Genomic DNA, 19,041 nt, shown 5'->3' with positions numbered 1-19,041 from the left:
CTACCTCACTGCGCCTGGCCTCCGGCCCTGGTGAGCGAGCGCAGCGTGCCGAGCACGGCGAGCACCACCTCGGACGTGACGTCCGGCAGCATGGCCGCGCCGATGTCGCGGCGCGCCCCTGCGTCCGAGAGCGGCACCTGGACGCACCCGGCCGGGGTCGTCGTGGTCTGCGGCGCGACCGCGACGCCGAGCCCTGCGGCGACCAGACCTGTGAGGGTGTGCAGGTCTTCGCCCTCGAAGGCGATCGACGGCGACACCCCCGCGTCGGCGAAGAGCTCGTCGACCGATCCGCGCAGCCCGTAGCCGACCTTGAGCGTCACGAGGGGCTCGTCCGCGAGCGCAGCGACCGAGACTGCTCCAGCACCCGCGGCCGCGTGGCCTGCCGGGACGAGGAGCACGAGCCGCTGCTCGAAGAGCGGGACCACGCGGAGCCCGTCGGGGGCAGGGTCGAGCCGCGAGACGAGGGCGATATCGGCCTCGCGGGCACGGAGCGACTCGAGGCACGAGGCGCGGGCACCCTGGCTCAGCACGAAGCGGACCGACGGGTCGTCGTCCCGGACGGTCCGGATGAGCTCGGGCACGAGCTGTTCGCCGAGGGAGGTCTGGAAGGCCAGACGGACCGTCGTCTGCGCGCGGCGCCCCTCCGTCTCGACCGCGGCGAGGCCGTCGGTCAGCACGTCGAGGGCTCGCTGCGCGTACGGGACGAGGGTGCGAGCGGCGGCGGTGAGCCGGACCCCGCGCCCGTCAGGTTCGAGCAGGGGTGCCCCGATCTGGCGCTCCAGACGTCGGACCGTGCGGCTGACCGTCGGCTGCGGGACACCGAGCATGGCGGCGGCGATGGTCACGTGCTCGACCTCGCCGAGCGCGACGAGCATCCGCAGGTGCGGCAGGAGTGCGGCTACCGGATCGTCTCTCATGTCGTGAGCGTATGAGAAGGAGCGGCCCGATGCATTAGAGGTATCAGATCCGCACACCTAGCGTCGTCCGGGTGACCACGACAGCCACCCGTCCCACGGCTCTGACGCCCGCCCGCGAGCTCCCGCAGGTGATCGGCGAGCGCCGGCTCGCTGCTGCTCTGTGGTGTGCGGGCCTGGGCACCTTCGCGCTGCTCTACGCACCGCAGGGGCTGCTCACGGACGTCTCGGCGTCGCTCGCCGTCAGCCCGTCCCGCGCCGCCCTCCTCGTGTCGGGCGCAACCCTCGGCCTCGCGGCCTCGGTGATCCCCTGGGCATGGCTCTCGGACCGGATCGGCCGACCCGAGGCCATGCGCGTCGCAGCGGTCGCCTCGGCGGTGCTCGCCGTCCTCGTGCCGTGGCTGCCCGGTTTCGAGATGCTCGTCGCCGGGAGGTTCCTCCAGGGCGCGGCGCTCGGCGGCATCCCGGCCCTCGCGATCGCCCTCGTGCACGACTGGTCGCTCCCGGCCAGAGCCGGTGCGCTGGCCGGCTCCTACGTCGCGGCGACCTCGGTCGGGGGCCTTGTCGGCCGGCTCGTCTCGGTCCCTGTGGCGCAGCACCTGGGCTGGCGGCTCGGGCTCGTCGCCGTCGGTGCGTGCCTTACCGCGGTGATGGCCCTGCTGGTGTTCCTGCTCCCACCCGGGTCCCCTCGTGGTCGGCGTCCGCACCTGGAGGTCGGCGCGCGACGCCCGAGCCAGCTGACCCACCTGCGGGCGCACCTGCGCGACAGGACCCTCGTCGCGCTATTCTGCGTCGGCGGTCTGCTGGTCGGTGGGCTGGCCGCCATCTTCAACTATCTGCCCTTCCGGCTGGAGGCCCCACCCTACGGGCTCGCCCCAACCGTCGTCTCTCTCGTGTTCCTCACCTATCTCGCAGGGACCGTCGGATCACGTCTCGCCGGTGCGCTCAGCGACCGATGGAGCCCTCGGACGGTCTTGGTGATCGCGTGCTCCCTCATGGGCGTCGGCGCTGTGGTCACGCTGGCCCGGCCGCTGCTCGTGGTCGTCGCGGGTGTCACCGTGCTGACACTCGGGCTGTTCGTCGGGCACGCCGTCGCGGCCAGCCGGGTGGGTGCCCGGGCGACGACGGGCCGGGCGCAGGCGACAGCCCTCTACACGGTCGTCTACTACGCGGGCGCCAGCCTGTTCGGCTGGGTGGCCGGCCACGCCTGGGGACTCGTCGGATGGGTGGGGGTTGTCGGTCTGGTCGTCGCACTGGCCGCTGTGGCGCTCATGCTGGTGCTGTCCGTGCCCACCGTCACACGAACATGTGCAGCGTCAGGTCCTGCCGGCTCGTGAAACCGAGCTTGTGCAGCAGGCTCGACATGTGGTTCTCCACGGTCCGCACGCTCAGCGTGAACTCTGTCGCGATCTCGCGGTTGGACAGCCCGTCACGAGCCAGCAGGGCGATCTGCCGCTCCCGGGTGGTGAGCAGCGGTGGGCCTTCTCCCGGGTCGCCGGGTTCTGCAGGTGCCAGCGCCGAACCGTCTCCGTGCCTGCCTCCCAGCATGGTCCACGCTGTCCGGCGGGGAGCGTCGTTGACGATGGTCGTCGTCGGACCAGCCAGCACCTCGAGCACCGCCAGGTCCCCTGCCGAGAGCGCCTCGTGGAGCCTCACGAGAGAGTCGAGCAGCGGCAAACGGCACCTGGCGTAGAGGTCACGGACCTGGCGCACCCGCTCTGGGCTGTGCGGTCCTGGATGTGCGAGCCAGCACCAGAGCGCGGGCAGCAGCAGACCGGCCTCGACGTGCCGCTCTCCGGCCGCCCAGAGCTCCTCCACCTTCTCAGGGTCGGGGTCCAGCGCCGTCCGGGCCACCTCGCCCATGGACTGCAGCAGGGGGCTGTACCCGCTCGGCGTGAGGTCGAGCTCGGTCGACAGAGCCCGCGCGAGATCACTGTCTCCCACCCGGGTCCTCAGCAGGGTGCCCAGGGCGAGCGACCTCCTGTAGTACGTGTTCTCGAGCGGACCAGGGCTCCCGAGGCGCAGGGACACCGTGAGCGTCCGCCAGGCATCCTCAGACTGACCGTGGGTGCCCAGGACCACGGCGAGAGCGCAGGCGTTGACCCGGATCCCGAGCCCGTCCAGGGAGTCGAGGGCGCGCTCGAGAGCGGCACGAGCGTGATGCTCCGCCTCGCTGACACGGCCGAGCATGAGGAGGGACTCACTCTGGATCCCGTCGAGATAGTGCATCTGCTCAGTGCTCTCGACGGTCCCGTCGACTTGCTCGCACACGGCCAGCGCCAGATCAGGCCGCCCAGCCTCGAGGAGTGCGCTGGACTCCAGGACACGCGCCCAGCCTGCGACGGGGACGCCCGCTGCTGCCTCCCGCGTCGCCGCACGGATGTCCTCGTCCTCGCCGGGCCGTGCGGCTGCCCGCTCGGCGGCGAGCCGGGCGCGCTGGGCGGCGACGGAGCCGGGACGGGTCGTGGGGTCAGAGCCGGCAGAGCTGTCGCTCCACACAGCCCACCGGGTCGCGAGCACGTCGAAGAGGGCACGCGACTCAGGGGTGTCGCCGTCGGTCTGCTCGGTGGCGGAGAAGATCGTCTCGACCTCGACAGGGTCGGCAGGACGGCGCAGCAGGACCGCGAGGAACGCGTTCGCGTGGTCGACCGTCGGTGCCAGCAACCAGGTGGCGCGGTGGCGCGCGACCTCGTCCTCGGACCTGGCGTGCACCAGCACGGCGATCTCCGCAGCCCAGCGCGGGTACTCCTCGGGTGCCGCTGGCAGCGAGGCCGAGGCACGGGTCTGGACAGCGGAGCGGTCGAGGTGGTCGAGGCGCTCCGCACCGGGCCCCGCGACACGGCCTGCGCAGCGTGCGCCCTCCTCGGTCGCGCGCACCCCGGGGCCCTCGCTCTGCGCGGACGAGGCGCCCGAGAGCGCACGTGGACCGAGGGTCCCTGTCCGCAGTGCACGACCCAGCGCGGGCGGGGAGACGGCGACGACGGTGTGCGTGCCGTCGCACCTGTGCATGACGACTCGACCGCGCCGGACGAGCGCAGAGAGCACGTCGCCACCCACCAGCAGGGCGGCGTCACGCTCGTCGAGGGTGCCGTGCTCGGCGAGCACGACGAGCGCCTCGAGCTGCTCGGCAGGGACCTGCGGCAGCAGACCGTGAGCGACCGAGTCGACCGCGATCGAGTCCATCGTCCCGGCCTTGACCCAGACACCGCCCTCGACCCGCACCACGCCCTCGACCCTCGCGGCGTCCGCGAGCGCGAGGGCGACCCGCGGGTTGCCTGCGGACCGGGTGGCGATGGCCGAGACCACACCGATGCTCGCTGGCCCACCCAGAGCCGAGGTCAGCAGCCGAGACGTCTCCGAGAGCCCCATGGCCTCGACGCGGACCCGGGCGGGTGCGCGCTCGGCGACGAGCAGGGCCGCCGGTGACGTGTACAGCGCGCGGACGTCTGTCCCCACGGTCGCGACCATCCGGGCGTCGACGACCGACAGGAAGGTCCGGACGACCGCGACCGTCGCGTCGTCCACCCTGTCGAGGTCGTCGACGAGGAGGAGCGGACGTCGACCGGACAGCTCTTCGCGCATCCACGCGACCCAGGACTTCTCGGAGAGCTCCCCGCGGGGGGCGGAGTCGTGCGCGCGGAAGGGCCCGAAGGGTCGCAGGGTGTGCTGCGCGCGGATCGAGAGGACCGAATAGCTCCCCCGGGCAGTGGCCGTCGTCGCGACGTCCCGCAGCGCCCAGCTCTTGCCGGCTCCGGCGTCACCGGTCAGCAGGACGTCCCGGCCGACCGCCAACCATCGCGCCGCTGCCGAGCTCGATGTGCTCATGAGGTGCTCCCCGTCGATCGAGGTGCGCCCCGGCGCTACGTCGCCGGGGTCGCACACGTGACCCTCACCCCTCGCGAACGCGTCGAGACTTCGCGAAAGGGATAGAACCGTACCTCGACAGCATCGCACGTCGACGGGGCAGCGAGTAGCCCCGTCCGCCAGCCTGTGGACGCCGCACCGGAGTCACCCCGCCCGGCGCCCTGGCCGGGACGGCAGGGGACGACCGGCGTCAACCTCGCCGGTCTCGTCGACGACCGGCCGTCCCCCGGTCCGGGCTCAGCGCATCTGCGTGAAGTCCGCAGTCGCGGGGTCGGCGCCCGTGCGGTTCCCGGCCTCGAGAGCGTCGATCTGGGCGATCTCGTCGGTGCTCAGCTCGAAGCCGAAGACGTCGAGGTTCGCGGCGATGCGCTCAGGGTTGTTCGACTTCGGGATGACGATGGTGTCCTGCTGCAGGTGCCAGCGGAGCACGACCTGCGCGGGGGTCACGCCGTGAGCCTGGGCGATCGTCGTGACCTCGTCGGACTCCAGGTCAGCGCCGCGGCCGAGCGGGCTGTAGGCCTCGACGGCGATCCCGGCCTCCCGCGAGACGCGGACCAGCTCGGACTGCTGGAAGGTGGGGTGCACCTCGATCTGGTTGACGGCGGGGACGACGTCGGTCTCCGCGAGGAGCTTCTCGAGGTGCTCGGGCAGGAAGTTCGACACCCCGATCGCCCTGACGGCTCCGTCCGCGAGAAGCTTCTCGAAGGCACGCCACGTCTCGATGTACAGGCCCTTGCTCGGGACCGGCCAGTGGATGAGGTAGAGGTCGACGTAGTCGATGTCGAGGGCGGCACGGGACGCCTCGAAGGCCGCGAGCGCCTCCTCGTAGCCCTGGTTGCCGTTGCGGAGCTTGGTCGTGACGAACACGTCCTCACGGGCCAGGCCGCTCGCGCGGACGGCAGCACCGACGCCCGCCTCGTTGTAGTAGCCAGCGGCGGTGTCGATGTGGCGGTAGCCCGTCTCGATCGCGGACTCGACGATGCGCTGGGTGTCGTCCTCGGCCACCTGGAAGGTGCCGAAGCCGAGCTGGGGGATGGTGACGCCGTTGTTGAGGGTGATGTCAGGGATCTGTGTCATCTATCTTTCCTACCCCAGGGGGCCGGGCTTCTCACCCGGAACGGTGTGGGCCTCCGCCCGTCGAGCTCCGCCCCGCCCGTCCGCTCTCCCATGGGGCACCACCCGGGCTGTAGGTTGCTCCGTGTGAACGAGACCACCCCCACGACGACGACGTCGCAGCCCCGCTTCACCATCCGCCCCGCGCAGACCACGGACCCCGCCGAGGTCGACCGCCTGTACGACATCTGCCTGCGGACGGGTGCGTCGGGCGAGGACGCGTCACCGCTGTCCGAGCGACCGCGCCTGCTGGGCGACGTCTACCTCGGTGCGTACCTGCGCCTCGAGCCCGAGCTGGCCTTCGTGCTGGTCGACGGATCGGTCGAAGGCCCCGAGGCCGTGGTCGGCTACGTGATCGGCACCCGTGACACCGCGGCCTTCGAGGAGACCCTCGAGCGCGAGTGGTGGCCCGAGGTCGAGCAGCGGTACCCGGCGGGCTCTGCGCCGGAGGGGTCCTACGACGCCGGGATCGTCAGCCGCGTCCACGACAGGTCACGCACGGACCCAGCCGTCGTCGCGGAGTTCCCCGCCCACCTGCACGTCGACCTCCTGCCGGAGGGGCAGGGCGGCGGCAACGGACGGCGCATGCTCGAGACGCTCTTCGACGCCCTGCGCGACCTCGGTGTACCGGGGGTGCACCTCGGCGTCGGCGCCGACAACACCCGCGCGATCGGCTTCTACGAGCACCTCGGCTTCCGCCGCCTCGGCGACGGCGGCTGGCAGCTCGGCCTGGACCTGCGGCGCTGAGCCTGGGCCGGGTCTGGCTGGGCCGGGCTGTTCTGAGCCGAGTCGAGTCGAGTCTGGTGAGGCTGAACCGGGCTGGGCTGGCTTACGTCGACGGGCGTCGCGCGACGGTCGCCGCAGCAGCGAGGACCGCGACGAAGACGCCCGCGGCCACAGCGCCCCGCAGGCTCGGGGTCAGGCCGGCGAGCAGGACGGCTGCCGTGAGCGCGCCCGCGACCGAGGCCGCGAGCGGTGCGCCGACAGACCTCGCAGGACCGCGGACGGGCGCGAAGACCACGACGGTCGCCGCCGCGAGCACGCTCGTGGCGCCCACGAGCAGGCCCGTCCCGCCCCAGAGCAGGACAGCCCAGGCGGCAAAACCGCCCGAGGAGTCGAGCAGCGCGAGCACGAACCCGACGACAGACCCGATGACGCCGCCAGCCCCGACCAGGCTGAGCCCGCGCGCGACGGTGCGCGACGGGACGACCGGCGTGGTGGACGGCTGGGGCCTGCGCATCGAGAGCATGGCGTCATCGTAGGTCTGCGCCGGACCGTCAGGAGCGCGGGGTAGGTTTCGGGGCAGGCATCCCTGCCCGGCGGAAAGGCCATCTGTGTTCTTGCGTGACGAGGTCCTCATCAGCAGCGCGACCGACCTGGCGGTCGCCGCCGAGTGCGAGCTCGCGCTGCTGACCGACATGGACGAGCGGCTCGGCCGCTCTCCGCGGACCGTCGCCCCCGACGCGATGCTGGAGCGCACGTCGAGCCTGGGGCTCGAGCACGAAGACCGGGTGCTCAGCGGCTATCTCTCGCGCCTGGCGGCTGCCGCAGCCGATGCAGCAGGCACAGAGGACTACGCCTCCACAGCGTCTGCCGTCCCCGGCTACGTCTCTTTCGTCGGGCAGGACTGGTCCACGCTCGACGACCTGCGCGCAGCCCACGACCGCACCGTCGCCGCCCTGCGCGACGGCGCCGCGCTCGTCTACCAGGGGGTGCTCTTCGACGGCCGGTTCCTCGGCCGTCCTGACTTCCTCGTCGACGATGCCGCGCTCGCCCGGGCCATGCCGGCCGACGGCGCGGAGAGCTCCCTGCTGAACGGTGAGGCACACGGGGAGGACGGCACCGACGAGCCCGGCAGCCCGGACTCCCCCGGCGGCACCACCTCCCCGCTGGTCACGGTCGTCGACACCAAGCTCGCCCGGCACGCCCGGGTCACGGCGCTGCTGCAGCTCGCCGCCTACGCCGACCAGCTCGAGCGCGCGGGGGTCCCCGTCGCACCGTCGCTGCGCCTCGTCCACGGTGACGGGTCGGAGTCCGAGCACCCGCTCGCCGACGTGCTGCCGGTGTACCGCGAGCGCCGCGCCCGGCTCGAGCGGGTGGTAGACGCGCACCTCGCCGAAGAGGGACCTGTCGCCTGGGGTGACGAGAGGTTCTCCGCCTGCGGGCGCTGCACGGCCTGCACCCGGCACGTGGTCGCGCAGCGCGACCTGCTGCTCGTCGCAGGCCTCCGCACGACCCAGCGCACCCGCCTGCGCGCTTCCGGCATCTCGACGATCGACGCGCTGGCCTCGAGCACCGGACCTGTCGAGGGCATACCGGACCGCATCCTGGCGGACCTGCGCGACCAGGCCGCGATGCAGGTGGCGCAGGACGCCCGGCCGCCGCTGCCCGACGGCCGCCCTGACGTGCGGGCCGCGGTCGTCTCGCCCGTCGCCCTCGAGGCTCTCGCGGTCCCGGACCCGGGTGACGTGTTCTTCGACTTCGAGGGCGACCCGCTGTGGACCTCCCCGGGGTCGACCGACTGGGGGCTCGAGTACCTCTTCGGTGTCGTCGAGGCACCGACCGAGCCCGGAGCCGAGCCTGTGTTCCGCGCCTTCTGGGCGCACGACCGCGCGCAGGAGAAGCAGGCGCTCCTCGACTTCTTCGCGTACCTGCGGGACCGCCGGGCGCAGTTCCCCGGCATGCACGTGTACCACTACGCCCCCTACGAGAAGACGGCGCTGGGCCGCCTGGTCGGCCGGCACGGGGTGGGCGAGGAGCAGCTCGACGACCTGCTGCGCCACGGTGTGCTCGTCGACCTCTACGCGACGGTCCGTCAGAGCGTGCGGGTGTCGCAGCCCTCGTACTCCCTCAAGAAGCTCGAGCCGTTGTACATGGGCGACCAGCTGCGCGACGCCGAGCTCGACAACGCCGCCGACTCGATCGCGCAGTACGCGCTGGCCTGCGCCGCGCGGGACGAGGGACGGGGCGACGAGGCCGCCGCGACCCTGCAGCTCATCGAGGGCTACAACCGCTACGACTGCGAGTCGACGCTGCGATTGCGGGACTGGCTGCGCACCCTCGCCACCAAGAACGGCGTCACGCTCCGGCAGGCCGACGACCCTGCAGACCTCGTCGACCTCGCTGACGTCGAGGACGAGCCGTCCGACCCGCTCGTCGACGCCCTGCACGCTGTCGCCGGAGACGCGCGCGACCTCCCAGCGGGTGAGCGCGGTCCTGACGACCAGGCTGTCCTGCTGCTCGCCGCGGCGCTCGGCTACCACCGCCGCGAGGACAAGCCGTTCTGGTGGGCGCACTTCGACAGGTTGACCTCACCGCCCGACGAGTGGGCCTCGAGCCGCGACGTTCTCGTCGCCGACGAGGCCACGGTGCTGCGCGACTGGTTCAAGGAGGGGTCACAACGGTCGCTGCGCCGGGAGCTGAGGTTCGTCGGCGCCCTCGCGACAGGCAGTGCGCTCGGCGTCGGCTCGGGCGTCTGGTGCATCTACGACGCCCCTCTCCCCGAGGGGCTCACGCCCCCGATCGGCGGTGTCCGCCAGGTGAGCGGCACGTCGACAGTGCTGTCGGTCGAGACCGACGCGCTGGGTCGTGACGTGGTCGTCGTCGAAGAGGTCCTCAAGAAGGGCCTCGAGCCGTACCCCGAGGTCCCGATGGGTGTGGGACCGGGGAGCCCGGTGCCGACAGGACTCGTCGAGGGAGCCGTGCGCGAGGTCGCGGAGCACGCCGTGCGTTCCCTCGACGGTGGCGCCGGACGCTTCCCCGCCCAGCCCGCGCTCGACGTCCTGCGCCGTCTACCCCCGCAGCTCAAGGCCGACGAGCGCGCCGAGGTCTCGGCCGACGTCGACGGCTCCGACCTCGGCCTGCCGCCCGTCGGCAGCGGCAAGGGTGCGTACATCTCGGCGATCACTGACGCCGTCCGACGCCTCGACCGCTCCTATCTCGCCGTGCAGGGACCGCCCGGGACGGGCAAGACCTACGTCGCCGCCCGCGTGATCGAGCGGCTGGTGCGGAGCGGGTGGCACGTGGGTGTCGTCGCGCCGTCGCACGCCGTGGTCGAGCACCTGCTCGACAAGGTCGTCGAGGCCGGCGTCCCCGCCTACCGCGTGGGCAAGAAGCCGCAGGGCTCGGGCGAGCACACCAAGGCCTGGACGGCGATCGGCGACAAGAAGCAGGGCAAGTTCCTCGGCGAGCACAAGGACCACGGCTGCGTGATCGGCGGGACAGCCTGGGACTTCGCGAACGCGAACAAGATCGGGCGCCGGGCGCTCGACCTCCTCGTGGTCGACGAGGCCGGTCAGTTCTCGCTCGCCAACACTGTCGCGGTGTCCGTCGCCGCGGAGAACCTGCTGCTCCTCGGTGACCCCCAGCAGCTGCCGCAGGTGAGCCAGGGCACGCACCCCGAGCCCGTCGACGGATCGGCCCTCGGCTGGGTCGCAGACGGCCACGACGCCCTCCCCGCCGACCTCGGGTACTTCCTCGAGCGCACCTGGCGCCTGCACCCCGAGCTCTGCGCACCGGTCTCGCGCCTGAGCTACGAGGGACGCCTGCACTCGGAGGAGGAGGCCACGACAGCACGGCGGCTCGACGGCGTCGCGCCGGGCGTGCACGTCGTCGAGGTCGAGCACCGCGGCAACGCTGTCTCGTCGGTCGAGGAGGCCGCCGTCGTCGTCGAGCAGGTGCAGGGTCTGCTGGGCCGGACGTGGCACGACGGTGACCACGAGCGTCCGCTCGCCCCCGAGGACCTGCTCGTCGTCGCCGCGTACAACGCCCAGCGTGCCCTCGTCGAGGCCCACCTGCGGCGAGCGGGGATCGAGGGTGTCAGGGTCGGGACCGTCGACAAGTTCCAGGGCCAGGAGGCCGCTGTGGTCCTCGTGACGATGGCCGCCTCGTCGGTCGAGGAGGTGCCGCGCGGCATGGGGTTCCTGCTGTCCCGGAACCGCGTCAACGTGGCTGTCTCCCGAGGTCAGTGGGCTGCGGTGATCGTGCGGTCCCCCGCCCTGACGGACTACGTGCCGACGACACCCGAGGCGCTCTGCGAGCTCGGGGCCTTCATCGGTCTGTGCGCCTCCGGTGGAGATTCGTCGACCCTGGGTCTAGCCACGACGCCCTCGACCCTGTAGTGTCGTTCTTGAAGTTGCAGTGCCTCTCATGTCTTTGCCGCACCGGGCCACATGCCCACGCGGATCTTGTTCTTTCAAGAGTTGACGACGGAACACCGTGACGAGCGTCCTCCACACGGGAGGGCGTCCGACAACTCTTGAAGGAGTATCGAAATGACTGTTGGAACTGTGAAGTGGTTCAACGCTGAAAAGGGCTTCGGCTTCATTGCACCCGAGGACGGCTCGGCTGACGTGTTCGCGCACTACTCCGCGATCGCCTCCTCCGGCTACCGCTCGCTCGACGAGAACCAGAAGGTCGAGTTCGACGTCACCCAGGGCCCGAAGGGCCCGCAGGCTGAGAACATCCGCCCCCTCTGATTCTGGATCTGCTGACCTCAGCCCTCGGCTGACGGTCGCTGCCTGAATCTTTGACGAGTGCCCCGGGTCCATCGGACCCGGGGCACTCGTGCGTCCGGGGTCAGGAGTACCGCACCGCACCGCGGGCTGGCCGTCGGCTGGAGCCGGACGGAGAGTCCCTGACCCGCCCGGCCTCCCCGCGAAGCCCGGAGCGTCGACCTGCACCGGATCACCCCACGGCCCCACCTCCACGCCCAGCGAGACAGGGGCCCGAGCGGCTAGCCTCGTCAAGAGAGAGTCACCCGCTCACCAGCGGGTCCCCGAGCACAGCGAGGAGCCGCCCGTGTCCACCCCCGTGAGCACCCAGGTCGACACTGCCCAGGGAACGGTCCGTGGCACGACCACACCGACAGGCCTGCGAGCCTTCCGCGCGATCCCCTACGCGGCTCCCCCTGTCGGCAACCTGCGCTTCCGCGCGCCGCAGCCCCCTGCCCCGTGGACGGGTGTCCGCAACGCGATGCACCACGGTCCCGTCGCGCCGCAGCGCGTCTCGCAGGCCTTCTCGGCCGCCGGTCCGGACACCGACCAGTCCGAAGACTGCCTCACCCTCAACGTGCTCGCCCCGGCCGAGCCCTCTGACACGCTGCGGCCCGTGATCGTCTGGTTCCACGGCGGCGCGTTCTCCCAGGGGTCGGCCTCCGCCCCCGCCTACGCCGGCGACTCCCTCGTCGAGCGCGGGGACGTCCTGGTCGTCACGGTCACCTACAGGCTGGGGGCGCTCGGCTTCCTCGACTTCAGCCAGTTCTCGACGCCCACCCGGACCTTCGAGTCGAACCTGGGCCTGCGCGACCAGATCGCAGCCCTCGAGTGGGTCCAGCAGAACATCGCAGCCTTCGGTGGGGACCCCGACGCCGTGACCATCGCGGGGCAGTCGGCCGGAGCCACCTCGGTCACGACGCTCATGTGCATCCCGTCGGCCGCCGGGCTGTTCCACCGCGCGATCGCGCAGAGCCCAGCCCTCGGCGCCGCCTACGGCCCGGAGCGCGCGGCCGGCTGGGCCCGTGACTTCATCACCTGGCTCAAGACCACCGAGAGCCTCGCCGTCGACGCGCTGCTCTCGGCACCGCCCGAAGAGCTCGTCTCCGCGGGCGCCCGCCTCGTGGCCCTCTCCCACCGAGAGGCGCCCGGTGCTCTGTGCATGAGCCCCGTCGTCGACGGCGACCTGATCCCCGAGCACCCCAGCGACGTCTTCGCGTCGGGGCGCGCGGCAGCGGTCCCGCTGCTCGTCGGCTCGACCAAGCACGAGGGCGCAGCCTTCGGCGCGCACGGCTCGCTGCTGCCCACCAGCTCAGAGTCCATCAACCTCATGTTCGAGATCACCGACCCCGGCGCCCAGCTCAAGGTGCTGTCGGCCTACCCCGGCTACCCGAGCCACCGCGCCCGAGCGCAGCTGGTCGGTGACGCCACGTTCTGGGTCCCGGCGGTCCAGGCCGCGCAGCACCACTCCCGCACAGCGCCGACCTTCGTGTACCGCTACGACTTCACGACGCCCATCCTCAACCTGCAGGGGCAGGGCGCGTCCCACGGGACCGACATGCTCGCGGTCCTGGGCTCTCTCGACTCCTCGCGCGCCCGCTCGGCGACCCTCCTCGGCGGAGCAGAGGAGCTCGCGGCCCTCAGCGGACGCATGCAGGACCACTGGCTCGCCTTCGCCCGTTCGGGTGACGCCGGCTGGCCGGCCTACGACGACGACGACCGCCCCACCAAGATCTTCGCCGCCCACGACCGCGTCATCAGCGACCCGGGTCGCGAGCGTCGCCGCGCCTGGGAGGGCGTGGCGCTGTACCGCTGACCGCGCGGGCAATCCCGCCCCTCTGACCTGGGCAGACACCACTCAGACGCCGCTCGCCGCCCCCTGGTGGACGGCGGGGCGACGAGCGTGTGCTAAGGACTGCCACTCAGAGCACCGCACAAGTTCTCCACAAGGTCTAGCCTCCGCGCCGGAGATGTGGCTAAAGTAGGCCGCGAAGTTGCAGTGCCTCGCACGTCTTACCTGCACCGACGCGAGTCGGGGTAGTTCTTGGTCTTCAGGAGTGGACGACGAACACCGTGACGAGCGGCCTCCACAGGGGAGGCCGTCCGACAACTCTTGAAGGAGTATCGAGATGGCAGTTGGGACCGTGAAGTGGTTCAACGCAGAAAAGGGCTTCGGCTTCATCGCACCGGAGGACGGCAGCGCTGACGTGTTCGCCCACTACTCTGCGATCCAGAGCTCGGGTTACCGTTCGCTCGACGAGAACCAGAAGGTCGAGTTCGACATCACCCAGGGCCCGAAGGGCCCGCAGGCGGAGAACATCCGCCCGCTCTGATCGCCACGCGGTGATCTAGACATCTGACGTGGGGCCCTCGCCGGGACGGCGAGGGCCCTTCGCCGTCTCGGCAGTCCCGGCACGAGCCGTCTGGCCCCAGACCTGCAGGACCCGACAGACCCGTGCTCGGCTCGCCCGGCAGCCCGGCAGCCCTGCTCAGCGTCACGACGACCCGGGCCACGCCACCCGCGATATTGATCTCGGTCGGAATCCGCGAAGTTCCGCCGTTCGTCACCCCTCATGGGTAGAAGTACCCATGCAGACCACCCCATCAGCCGTTGAGGGTCACGACAGGTCGTCCTACTGTCGCAGTGTGATCAGGCAGACACTCTCCACCACCGACGCGGCACCCGCGACGCTCGTCTCGCTCGCGCGCGCCGGCTTCGCCGGCCTCCGGCTGGCCGAGCTCCGCGTCCCGGCCGCCCTGGTGCCTCCGGGCCAGCTGGTCCTGCCCCACGCTGGACCGCTCCCCCGTCGCACCTCGGCACGCCGCTCCACCTCCGCCACAGCCTGACGGCCGGCACACCCCCACGCTCGTCGCACGGTCGTCAACGACGCCGGCTGTGCGGCGGAACACCACCGCGCTCGATCACCGTCGTGCGGTGCCCAGCTCTGCGGCACCCACCCGCTAGTCTCCCTGGATGGGATCCCGACCTGTGCCGCTGGACGCGCACTACACCGACCCCCTCCTCGTCTCCCTCTACGACGCAGAGAACTCGGGGCGTGACGACACCGACTTCTACCTCCGGCTCGCCGCACAGCTCGAGGCACGCACCGTCGTCGACATCGGGTGCGGGACCGGTGTCCTGGCTGTCGACCTCGCACGCGACGGTCGGGCTGTCGTCGGCGTCGACCCCGCAGGCGCGATGCTCGACGTCGCCCGAGCGCGACCTGACGGCGACCTCGTCACCTGGGTCGAGGGGACAGCCGACGACCTCGTCGAGCTCGTGCCGCGGGGATCGGTCGACCTCGTCGTCATGACGGGCCACGTCGCGCAGGTGTTCCTCACCGACGACGACTGGGCGCAGGTCCTCGAGGCCGCAGCCCGCCTGCTCGGCCCCGGAGGTCACCTCGCCTTCGAGACCCGCGACCCCGCCGCCGCGGCCTGGGAACGGTGGACACCCGAGCTCACGCACGAGCGGGTGGTCACCGACGACGGCAGCACGAGCACCTCGTGGGTGGAGGTCACGTCGGTCGACGGTGGCCTCGTCACCATCGACGGGCACACGGTGCTCGAGGACGGCGTGGACAGGGTCAGCACGAGCACGCTGAGGTTCCGGGACCAGCGCGAGGTGCTCGACTCCGTCGAGCGCGCGGGGTTCGAGCAGGTCACCGTGCACGGCGGCTGGGCCGGAGAGCCGGTGGGCCTGGGCACCACGGAGCTCGTGGTCGTCGCCACCGCACCGCGACAGGCCTGACGCTCCGGTCCGCACCCGCCGATCCGGCGGCCGGCGCCCGTGCAGTCGCCAGCCCCGCAGCCAGACCCGAGCAACCGGCAGTCCTGCAGCCAGACCCGAGCAACCGGCAGTCCTGCAGCCGGCACCCGTGCAGCCGCCAGCCCCGCAGCCAGACCCGAGCAACCGGCAGTCCTGCAGCCAGACCCGAGCAACCGGCAGGCCCGCAGCCGGCAGCCGCCAGCCCTGTGCGTCAGCCGCCAGCCCTGTGCGTCAGCCGCCAGCCCTGTGCGTCAGCCGTGCAGCCCCGGGCGTCAGCCCCGCTCGACGATCCCCCGGACGTACGCGGCCTGGCCCACGTGCTCGAGGTCGTCGGCCAAGATGCTCAGCACCCGGACGCCGACAGTCACCGGCGGGTCGTAGGACTCGTCGATCACCCGCGCGAGATCAGCCTCGCTGAGGCCTGCGAGGATCGCCCGGGTCCGCTCGAAGGTCGCGTCCTGGTACCCGACGAGCTGCTCCGGGGTGATCCCCCGCACGGCTGCCACCTGGTCGTGGTCGTGACCATAGCCCGTGTCGGAGGGGGCGAGGGAGAGCCCGAAGGAGTCGGCCCAGCCCTCCGTGAGCCAGACCTCCTCAGACTCGGCGAGCGCTGCCATCTGGGCGTCCTGCACGCGCGAGGTGTGCCAGAGCAGCCAGCCGATCGAGTTCGCGTCCTCGTCGGGGCGCGCCTCGAGCTGCTCGGCCGACAGCCCGTCGGCGGCCTCGCGCACACCGTCACGGACCCGCTCGAATCCTTCGGTCAGCACGTCGAGAGCAGTCATGGAGGTCCTCCGAGAAGTTCGGTCCTGGGCGTCGAGCACCGGGCCGGTACGACACCCGCTGTCCTCTTCACCCTCGCACAGGCACCTGCTCAGAGCACGCCGGTGTGCTCCAGCACGATCGACGTACCGATGCCGATGAGCACCAGCCCTCCGAAGATCTCCGCAGGCCGCCCGACCCGCGCACCGACGCGTCGGCCCACCACCACACCGACGAAGGCCAGCGCAGCCGTGGTGACGCCGATGAGCGCCGCCGCACCGAGGATCGGCACGTCGAGGAAGGCGAGGCTGATCCCGACCGCGAGGGCGTCGATGCTCGTCGCGACGGCGAGGAGCCCGAGCTCGCGCAGGTCGAGAGAGTCTGTGTCGACGGCGTCGTCCTCACCCGGACGGACTGCCTCCCAGATCATCTTGGCTCCGATGACCGCGAGCAGACCGAAGGCGACCCAGTGGTCGACGCTGACGATCGAGTCGGCGAACCGGGTCCCCAGCGCCCAGCCGAGCACCGGCATGACAGCCTGGGCCAGACCGAAGGCGACGGCGATCACGACGGCGTGCCGCAGGTTGAAGGTCTTCATGTGAAGGCCTTTTCCGAGGGCCACCGCAAAGGCGTCCGCGGAGACGCCGAGCGCGACGAGAACGAGCGTCCAGAAGCTCATCGGAGGGGGGCCTTTCGTGGGCGCGCAGCAGGTCCTCAGGCATTCTGCGGCGCGACACGAGAACGTGCCTGCAGCCCAGGACGACACGAGCCGTGGCGGGGCGATCGGGGGGAGGACGGACGTCGTCGCTGGTCCGGAGACGGTCCAGCGGCTCCCGACGGTGCGGCACCGTCGCGTCCGAGAACCGACACTATCGCGCTGGGTAGGCCCCGGAGGCGCTCAGCCGTGTGAGGCTGATCTCCGAAGAATGCGGTCGGGGGAAGCACCCGAAGAATGCACCCGCACCACGGAAAGAGAAGTTCGGTCGGGCGAATCCCAGCCCCGCCCGGACGGTCGTTCAGCCCCAGACGGCGACATTCTTGCGGCGCGGCGCGACACCCGTGTTGGTCGCGAAGAGCTCGGGCGAGTGCCGCCTGACGCTCTCGATGTCGTCGAACACGCCCCGCAGGTGCTCGCGGAGCAGCGCACGGGCCTCGTCGTGACGGTTCTCCAGGACGGCGTCGAAGATCCCGCGGTGCTCGTCGAGGAAGCCCTGCGTGGTGGCCTTCTCCTGGAGCCCGAGGTGGCGCGCCCTGTCGAGGTGCCCCTTGGCCGCGGAGACCGTCGGCCAGGTGCGCTCGTGCCCGGCGAGCCGCAGCAAGTCGTGGTGGAACGCCTCGTCGAGCTCGAAGAACCTGTCCATGTCGCCGCCGGCCTCCTGCTGCTCCTGCAGGTTGGCGCGCATGCGCTCGACGACGTCGGCGTCCGGGGTGCCGGGGAGGTCGTCGAGGGAGGCGAGCTCGACGGCCTCGCGGAGGAACTGCGCGTCCGAGACCCGTGCCGGGTCGACCCGCGAGACGAAGGACCCGACCTTGGGGAACACCTGCACGAGGCCCTCCTGCTGCAGCAGGATCAGGCTCTCCCGGACCGGGGTCCGCGAGACACCGAGCGCGGCCGACAGCTCGTTCTCCGACAACGGCTCCCCGGGCGCGAGGTCCAGCGTGATGATGCGCCGACGCAGCTCGTCGTAGACGGCTCTGCGGCTGGAGGTGCGGGGAGGTGCGGCGGGCATGGACCCATCGTAGTGAACAGCGCTGGTCGACATCTGGGACTTGACGGTTCTGGCATGCATGGTCTTACATACAAGAGATGTATCGCAGACTTCCGCGGTGCTGACGCCGATGACGCCGTCCGAGGAGACACACACCATGAGCACGATCGAACGCGCCGAGGTCTTCGTGGCCGGACCGGGCCGCAACTTCGTCACCCTGCGCATCACCACCTCCGACGGGGTCACCGGGATCGGAGACGCGACCCTCAACGGGCGCGAGCTCTCGGTCGCCAGCTACCTCCAGGACCACCTCGTGCCGCTGCTGGTCGGCCGCGACCCCGCGCGCATCGACGACATGTGGCAGTACCTCTACCGTGGCGCGTACTGGCGCCGGGGCCCCGTCACCATGACGGCGATCTCCGCGGTCGACACGGCGCTCTGGGACATCAAGGGCAAGGTCGCCGGGATGCCGGTCTACCAGCTGCTCGGCGGGCGCTCCCGCGACGGCGTCATGGTCTACAGCCACGCGAGCGGCCGCGACACCGCCGAGCTGCTCGACGACGTCACCCGGTTCCAGGAGCTCGGCTACAAGGCGATCCGCGCCCAGGCGGCGGTCCCCGGCGTCGGCGGCTCCTACGGGGTCCGCAAGGGTGCGATCTACGAGCCCGCCGCGACCTCGCTCCCCGACGAGCAGCCGTGGTCGACCGAGGCCTACCTGCGCTTCGCCCCGACCTATCTCGAGGCAGTCCGCGAGCACGCCGGACCCGAGCTGCACCTGCTGCACGACGTGCACCACCGCCTCACGCCGATCGAGGCTGCGGCCTTCGGCAAGAGCGTCGAGGCTGTCCGCCTGTTCTGGATGGAAGACCCGACACCTGCCGAGAACCAGGACGCCTTCAGACTCATCCGCCAGCACACGACGACCCCGATCGCCGTGGGCGAGGTGCTCAACAGCATCTGGGACGTCAAGGACCTCATCACGAACCAGCTCGTCGACTACGTGCGGACGACGGTCGTGCACGCCGGCGGCATCAGCCACCTGCGGCGGATCTTCGACCTCGCCGCCCTCTACCAGGTGCGCACGGGCTCCCACGGCGCGACGGACCTCTCGCCGGTGACCCTCGCAGCAGCCGTCCACCTCGACCTCACGGTGCCCAACTTCGGCATCCAGGAGTACATGGAGCACGCCCCCGAGACCATGGAGGTGTTCCGCAGCGGCGTCACCCTCGCCGACGGCATGCTCAACCCGAGCGAGGCGCCCGGCCTCGGCGTCGAGTACGACGAGAAGGCCGCAGCGCGCTTCCCCTACGACCCCCGCTACCTGCCCGTGGCCCGGCGCCTCGACGGCTCCGTCCACGACTGGTGACCACCTCCGCCTGAACCCCTCGGCACCCCGGGTCGACGCAGACCCTGGGCCCCCC

The 19,041-nt window shown here is 71.5% G+C and carries 16 protein-coding genes; 9 read left to right on the top strand and 7 right to left on the bottom strand.

The window, feature by feature from the left end; translation table 11 throughout:
- Positions 1-5: 5 nt before the first annotated feature.
- Complete coding sequence (locus tag HZZ10_RS11775) at positions 6-917, bottom strand: LysR family transcriptional regulator (protein WP_179913656.1); 912 nt, start codon at positions 915-917, stop codon at positions 6-8.
- A 71-nt stretch (positions 918-988) separates the two neighbouring features.
- Here HZZ10_RS11775 and HZZ10_RS11770 point away from each other — a divergent pair, with 71 nt between their 5' ends.
- Positions 989-2,251 (top strand): MFS transporter, encoded by a 1,263-nt coding sequence (locus HZZ10_RS11770; RefSeq protein ID WP_308507565.1) that lies wholly within the window; start codon positions 989-991, stop codon positions 2,249-2,251.
- Here the strand turns inward: HZZ10_RS11770 and HZZ10_RS11765 are convergent.
- Both HZZ10_RS11765 and HZZ10_RS11760 read right to left on the bottom strand, forming a co-directional pair.
- The gene (locus HZZ10_RS11765; protein ID WP_179913655.1) at positions 2,211-4,739 is read right to left on the bottom strand and encodes a helix-turn-helix transcriptional regulator; all 2,529 of its coding nucleotides are present in this window, start codon (positions 4,737-4,739) and stop codon (positions 2,211-2,213) included. The genes HZZ10_RS11770 and HZZ10_RS11765 overlap by 41 nt on opposite strands.
- 276 nt (positions 4,740-5,015) lie before the next feature.
- Positions 5,016-5,855 (bottom strand): aldo/keto reductase, encoded by an 840-nt coding sequence (locus HZZ10_RS11760; protein WP_179913654.1) that lies wholly within the window; start codon positions 5,853-5,855, stop codon positions 5,016-5,018.
- 123 nt (positions 5,856-5,978) lie between these two features.
- Here HZZ10_RS11760 and HZZ10_RS11755 point away from each other — a divergent pair, with 123 nt between their 5' ends.
- Entirely contained in the window at positions 5,979-6,638 is a 660-nt protein-coding gene (locus HZZ10_RS11755) for a GNAT family N-acetyltransferase (protein WP_308507564.1), read from the top strand.
- 82 nt (positions 6,639-6,720) lie between these two features.
- Here the strand turns inward: HZZ10_RS11755 and HZZ10_RS11750 are convergent, their stop codons facing one another.
- Positions 6,721-7,140 carry a hypothetical protein gene (locus HZZ10_RS11750; protein ID WP_179913652.1) on the bottom strand — a complete coding sequence of 140 codons (420 nt, stop codon included), beginning with the start codon at positions 7,138-7,140 and terminating at the stop codon, positions 6,721-6,723.
- Positions 7,141-7,225: 85 nt separating this feature from the next.
- Here HZZ10_RS11750 and HZZ10_RS11745 point away from each other — a divergent pair, with 85 nt between their 5' ends.
- From HZZ10_RS11745 to HZZ10_RS11720, 6 genes are all read left to right on the top strand, one after another.
- Positions 7,226-11,011 carry a TM0106 family RecB-like putative nuclease gene (locus tag HZZ10_RS11745; protein ID WP_308507563.1) on the top strand — a complete coding sequence of 1,262 codons (3,786 nt, stop codon included), beginning with the start codon at positions 7,226-7,228 and terminating at the stop codon, positions 11,009-11,011.
- 153 nt (positions 11,012-11,164) lie between these two features.
- Positions 11,165-11,368, top strand: coding sequence for a cold-shock protein (locus tag HZZ10_RS11740; protein WP_042437666.1), 204 nt, complete (start codon positions 11,165-11,167; stop codon positions 11,366-11,368).
- A gap of 322 nt (positions 11,369-11,690) precedes the next feature.
- Positions 11,691-13,199 (top strand): carboxylesterase/lipase family protein, encoded by a 1,509-nt coding sequence (locus HZZ10_RS11735; RefSeq protein ID WP_179913651.1) that lies wholly within the window; start codon positions 11,691-11,693, stop codon positions 13,197-13,199.
- 313 nt (positions 13,200-13,512) lie between these two features.
- A complete protein-coding gene (locus HZZ10_RS11730; protein WP_012865286.1) occupies positions 13,513-13,716 on the top strand; it encodes a cold-shock protein in 204 nt (67 codons plus the stop codon).
- A 313-nt stretch (positions 13,717-14,029) separates the two neighbouring features.
- On the top strand, positions 14,030-14,230 hold the full coding sequence (locus tag HZZ10_RS11725) for a hypothetical protein (protein WP_179913650.1): 201 nt from the start codon (positions 14,030-14,032) through the stop codon (positions 14,228-14,230).
- A 127-nt stretch (positions 14,231-14,357) separates the two neighbouring features.
- Positions 14,358-15,134, top strand: coding sequence for a class I SAM-dependent DNA methyltransferase (locus HZZ10_RS11720; protein ID WP_179913649.1), 777 nt, complete (start codon positions 14,358-14,360; stop codon positions 15,132-15,134).
- A gap of 290 nt (positions 15,135-15,424) precedes the next feature.
- Here the strand turns inward: HZZ10_RS11720 and HZZ10_RS11715 are convergent, their stop codons facing one another.
- From HZZ10_RS11715 to HZZ10_RS11705, 3 genes are all read right to left on the bottom strand, one after another.
- Positions 15,425-15,934 (bottom strand): mycothiol transferase, encoded by a 510-nt coding sequence (locus HZZ10_RS11715; protein WP_179913648.1) that lies wholly within the window; start codon positions 15,932-15,934, stop codon positions 15,425-15,427.
- An 89-nt stretch (positions 15,935-16,023) separates the two neighbouring features.
- Positions 16,024-16,590, bottom strand: a complete 567-nt coding sequence (locus HZZ10_RS11710; RefSeq protein ID WP_179913647.1) for a manganese efflux pump MntP — start codon at positions 16,588-16,590, stop codon at positions 16,024-16,026.
- A gap of 337 nt (positions 16,591-16,927) precedes the next feature.
- Positions 16,928-17,641, bottom strand: a complete 714-nt coding sequence (locus tag HZZ10_RS11705; RefSeq protein WP_179913646.1) for a GntR family transcriptional regulator — start codon at positions 17,639-17,641, stop codon at positions 16,928-16,930.
- Positions 17,642-17,777: 136 nt separating this feature from the next.
- Between HZZ10_RS11705 and manD the strand changes: the two genes are divergently transcribed.
- A complete protein-coding gene (manD, locus tag HZZ10_RS11700) occupies positions 17,778-18,986 on the top strand; it encodes a D-mannonate dehydratase ManD (protein WP_179913645.1) in 1,209 nt (402 codons plus the stop codon).
- The last annotated feature ends 55 nt before the right edge of the window (positions 18,987-19,041 follow it).

The sequence above is a fragment of the Sanguibacter inulinus genome, assembly GCF_013415325.1.
GTDB classification, from domain to species: domain Bacteria; phylum Actinomycetota; class Actinomycetes; order Actinomycetales; family Cellulomonadaceae; genus Sanguibacter; species Sanguibacter inulinus.
This window is presented reverse-complemented; position numbering and strand designations above follow the sequence as displayed.

Excerpts from the sequence above, each read along its gene's own strand:
- HZZ10_RS11775 (WP_179913656.1), bottom strand. The coding sequence starts at position 917 with ATGAGAGACGATCCGGTAGCCGCACTCCTGCCGCACCTGCGGATGCTC.
- HZZ10_RS11705 (WP_179913646.1), bottom strand. The coding sequence starts at position 17,641 with ATGCCCGCCGCACCTCCCCGCACCTCCAGCCGCAGAGCCGTCTACGAC.
- HZZ10_RS11710 (WP_179913647.1), bottom strand. The coding sequence starts at position 16,590 with ATGAGCTTCTGGACGCTCGTTCTCGTCGCGCTCGGCGTCTCCGCGGAC.
- HZZ10_RS11765 (WP_179913655.1), bottom strand. The coding sequence starts at position 4,739 with ATGAGCACATCGAGCTCGGCAGCGGCGCGATGGTTGGCGGTCGGCCGG.
- HZZ10_RS11715 (WP_179913648.1), bottom strand. The coding sequence starts at position 15,934 with ATGACTGCTCTCGACGTGCTGACCGAAGGATTCGAGCGGGTCCGTGAC.
- HZZ10_RS11750 (WP_179913652.1), bottom strand. The coding sequence starts at position 7,140 with ATGCTCTCGATGCGCAGGCCCCAGCCGTCCACCACGCCGGTCGTCCCG.
- HZZ10_RS11740 (WP_042437666.1), top strand. The coding sequence starts at position 11,165 with ATGACTGTTGGAACTGTGAAGTGGTTCAACGCTGAAAAGGGCTTCGGC.
- manD (WP_179913645.1), top strand. The coding sequence starts at position 17,778 with ATGAGCACGATCGAACGCGCCGAGGTCTTCGTGGCCGGACCGGGCCGC.
- HZZ10_RS11730 (WP_012865286.1), top strand. The coding sequence starts at position 13,513 with ATGGCAGTTGGGACCGTGAAGTGGTTCAACGCAGAAAAGGGCTTCGGC.
- HZZ10_RS11760 (WP_179913654.1), bottom strand. The coding sequence starts at position 5,855 with ATGACACAGATCCCTGACATCACCCTCAACAACGGCGTCACCATCCCC.
- HZZ10_RS11720 (WP_179913649.1), top strand. The coding sequence starts at position 14,358 with ATGGGATCCCGACCTGTGCCGCTGGACGCGCACTACACCGACCCCCTC.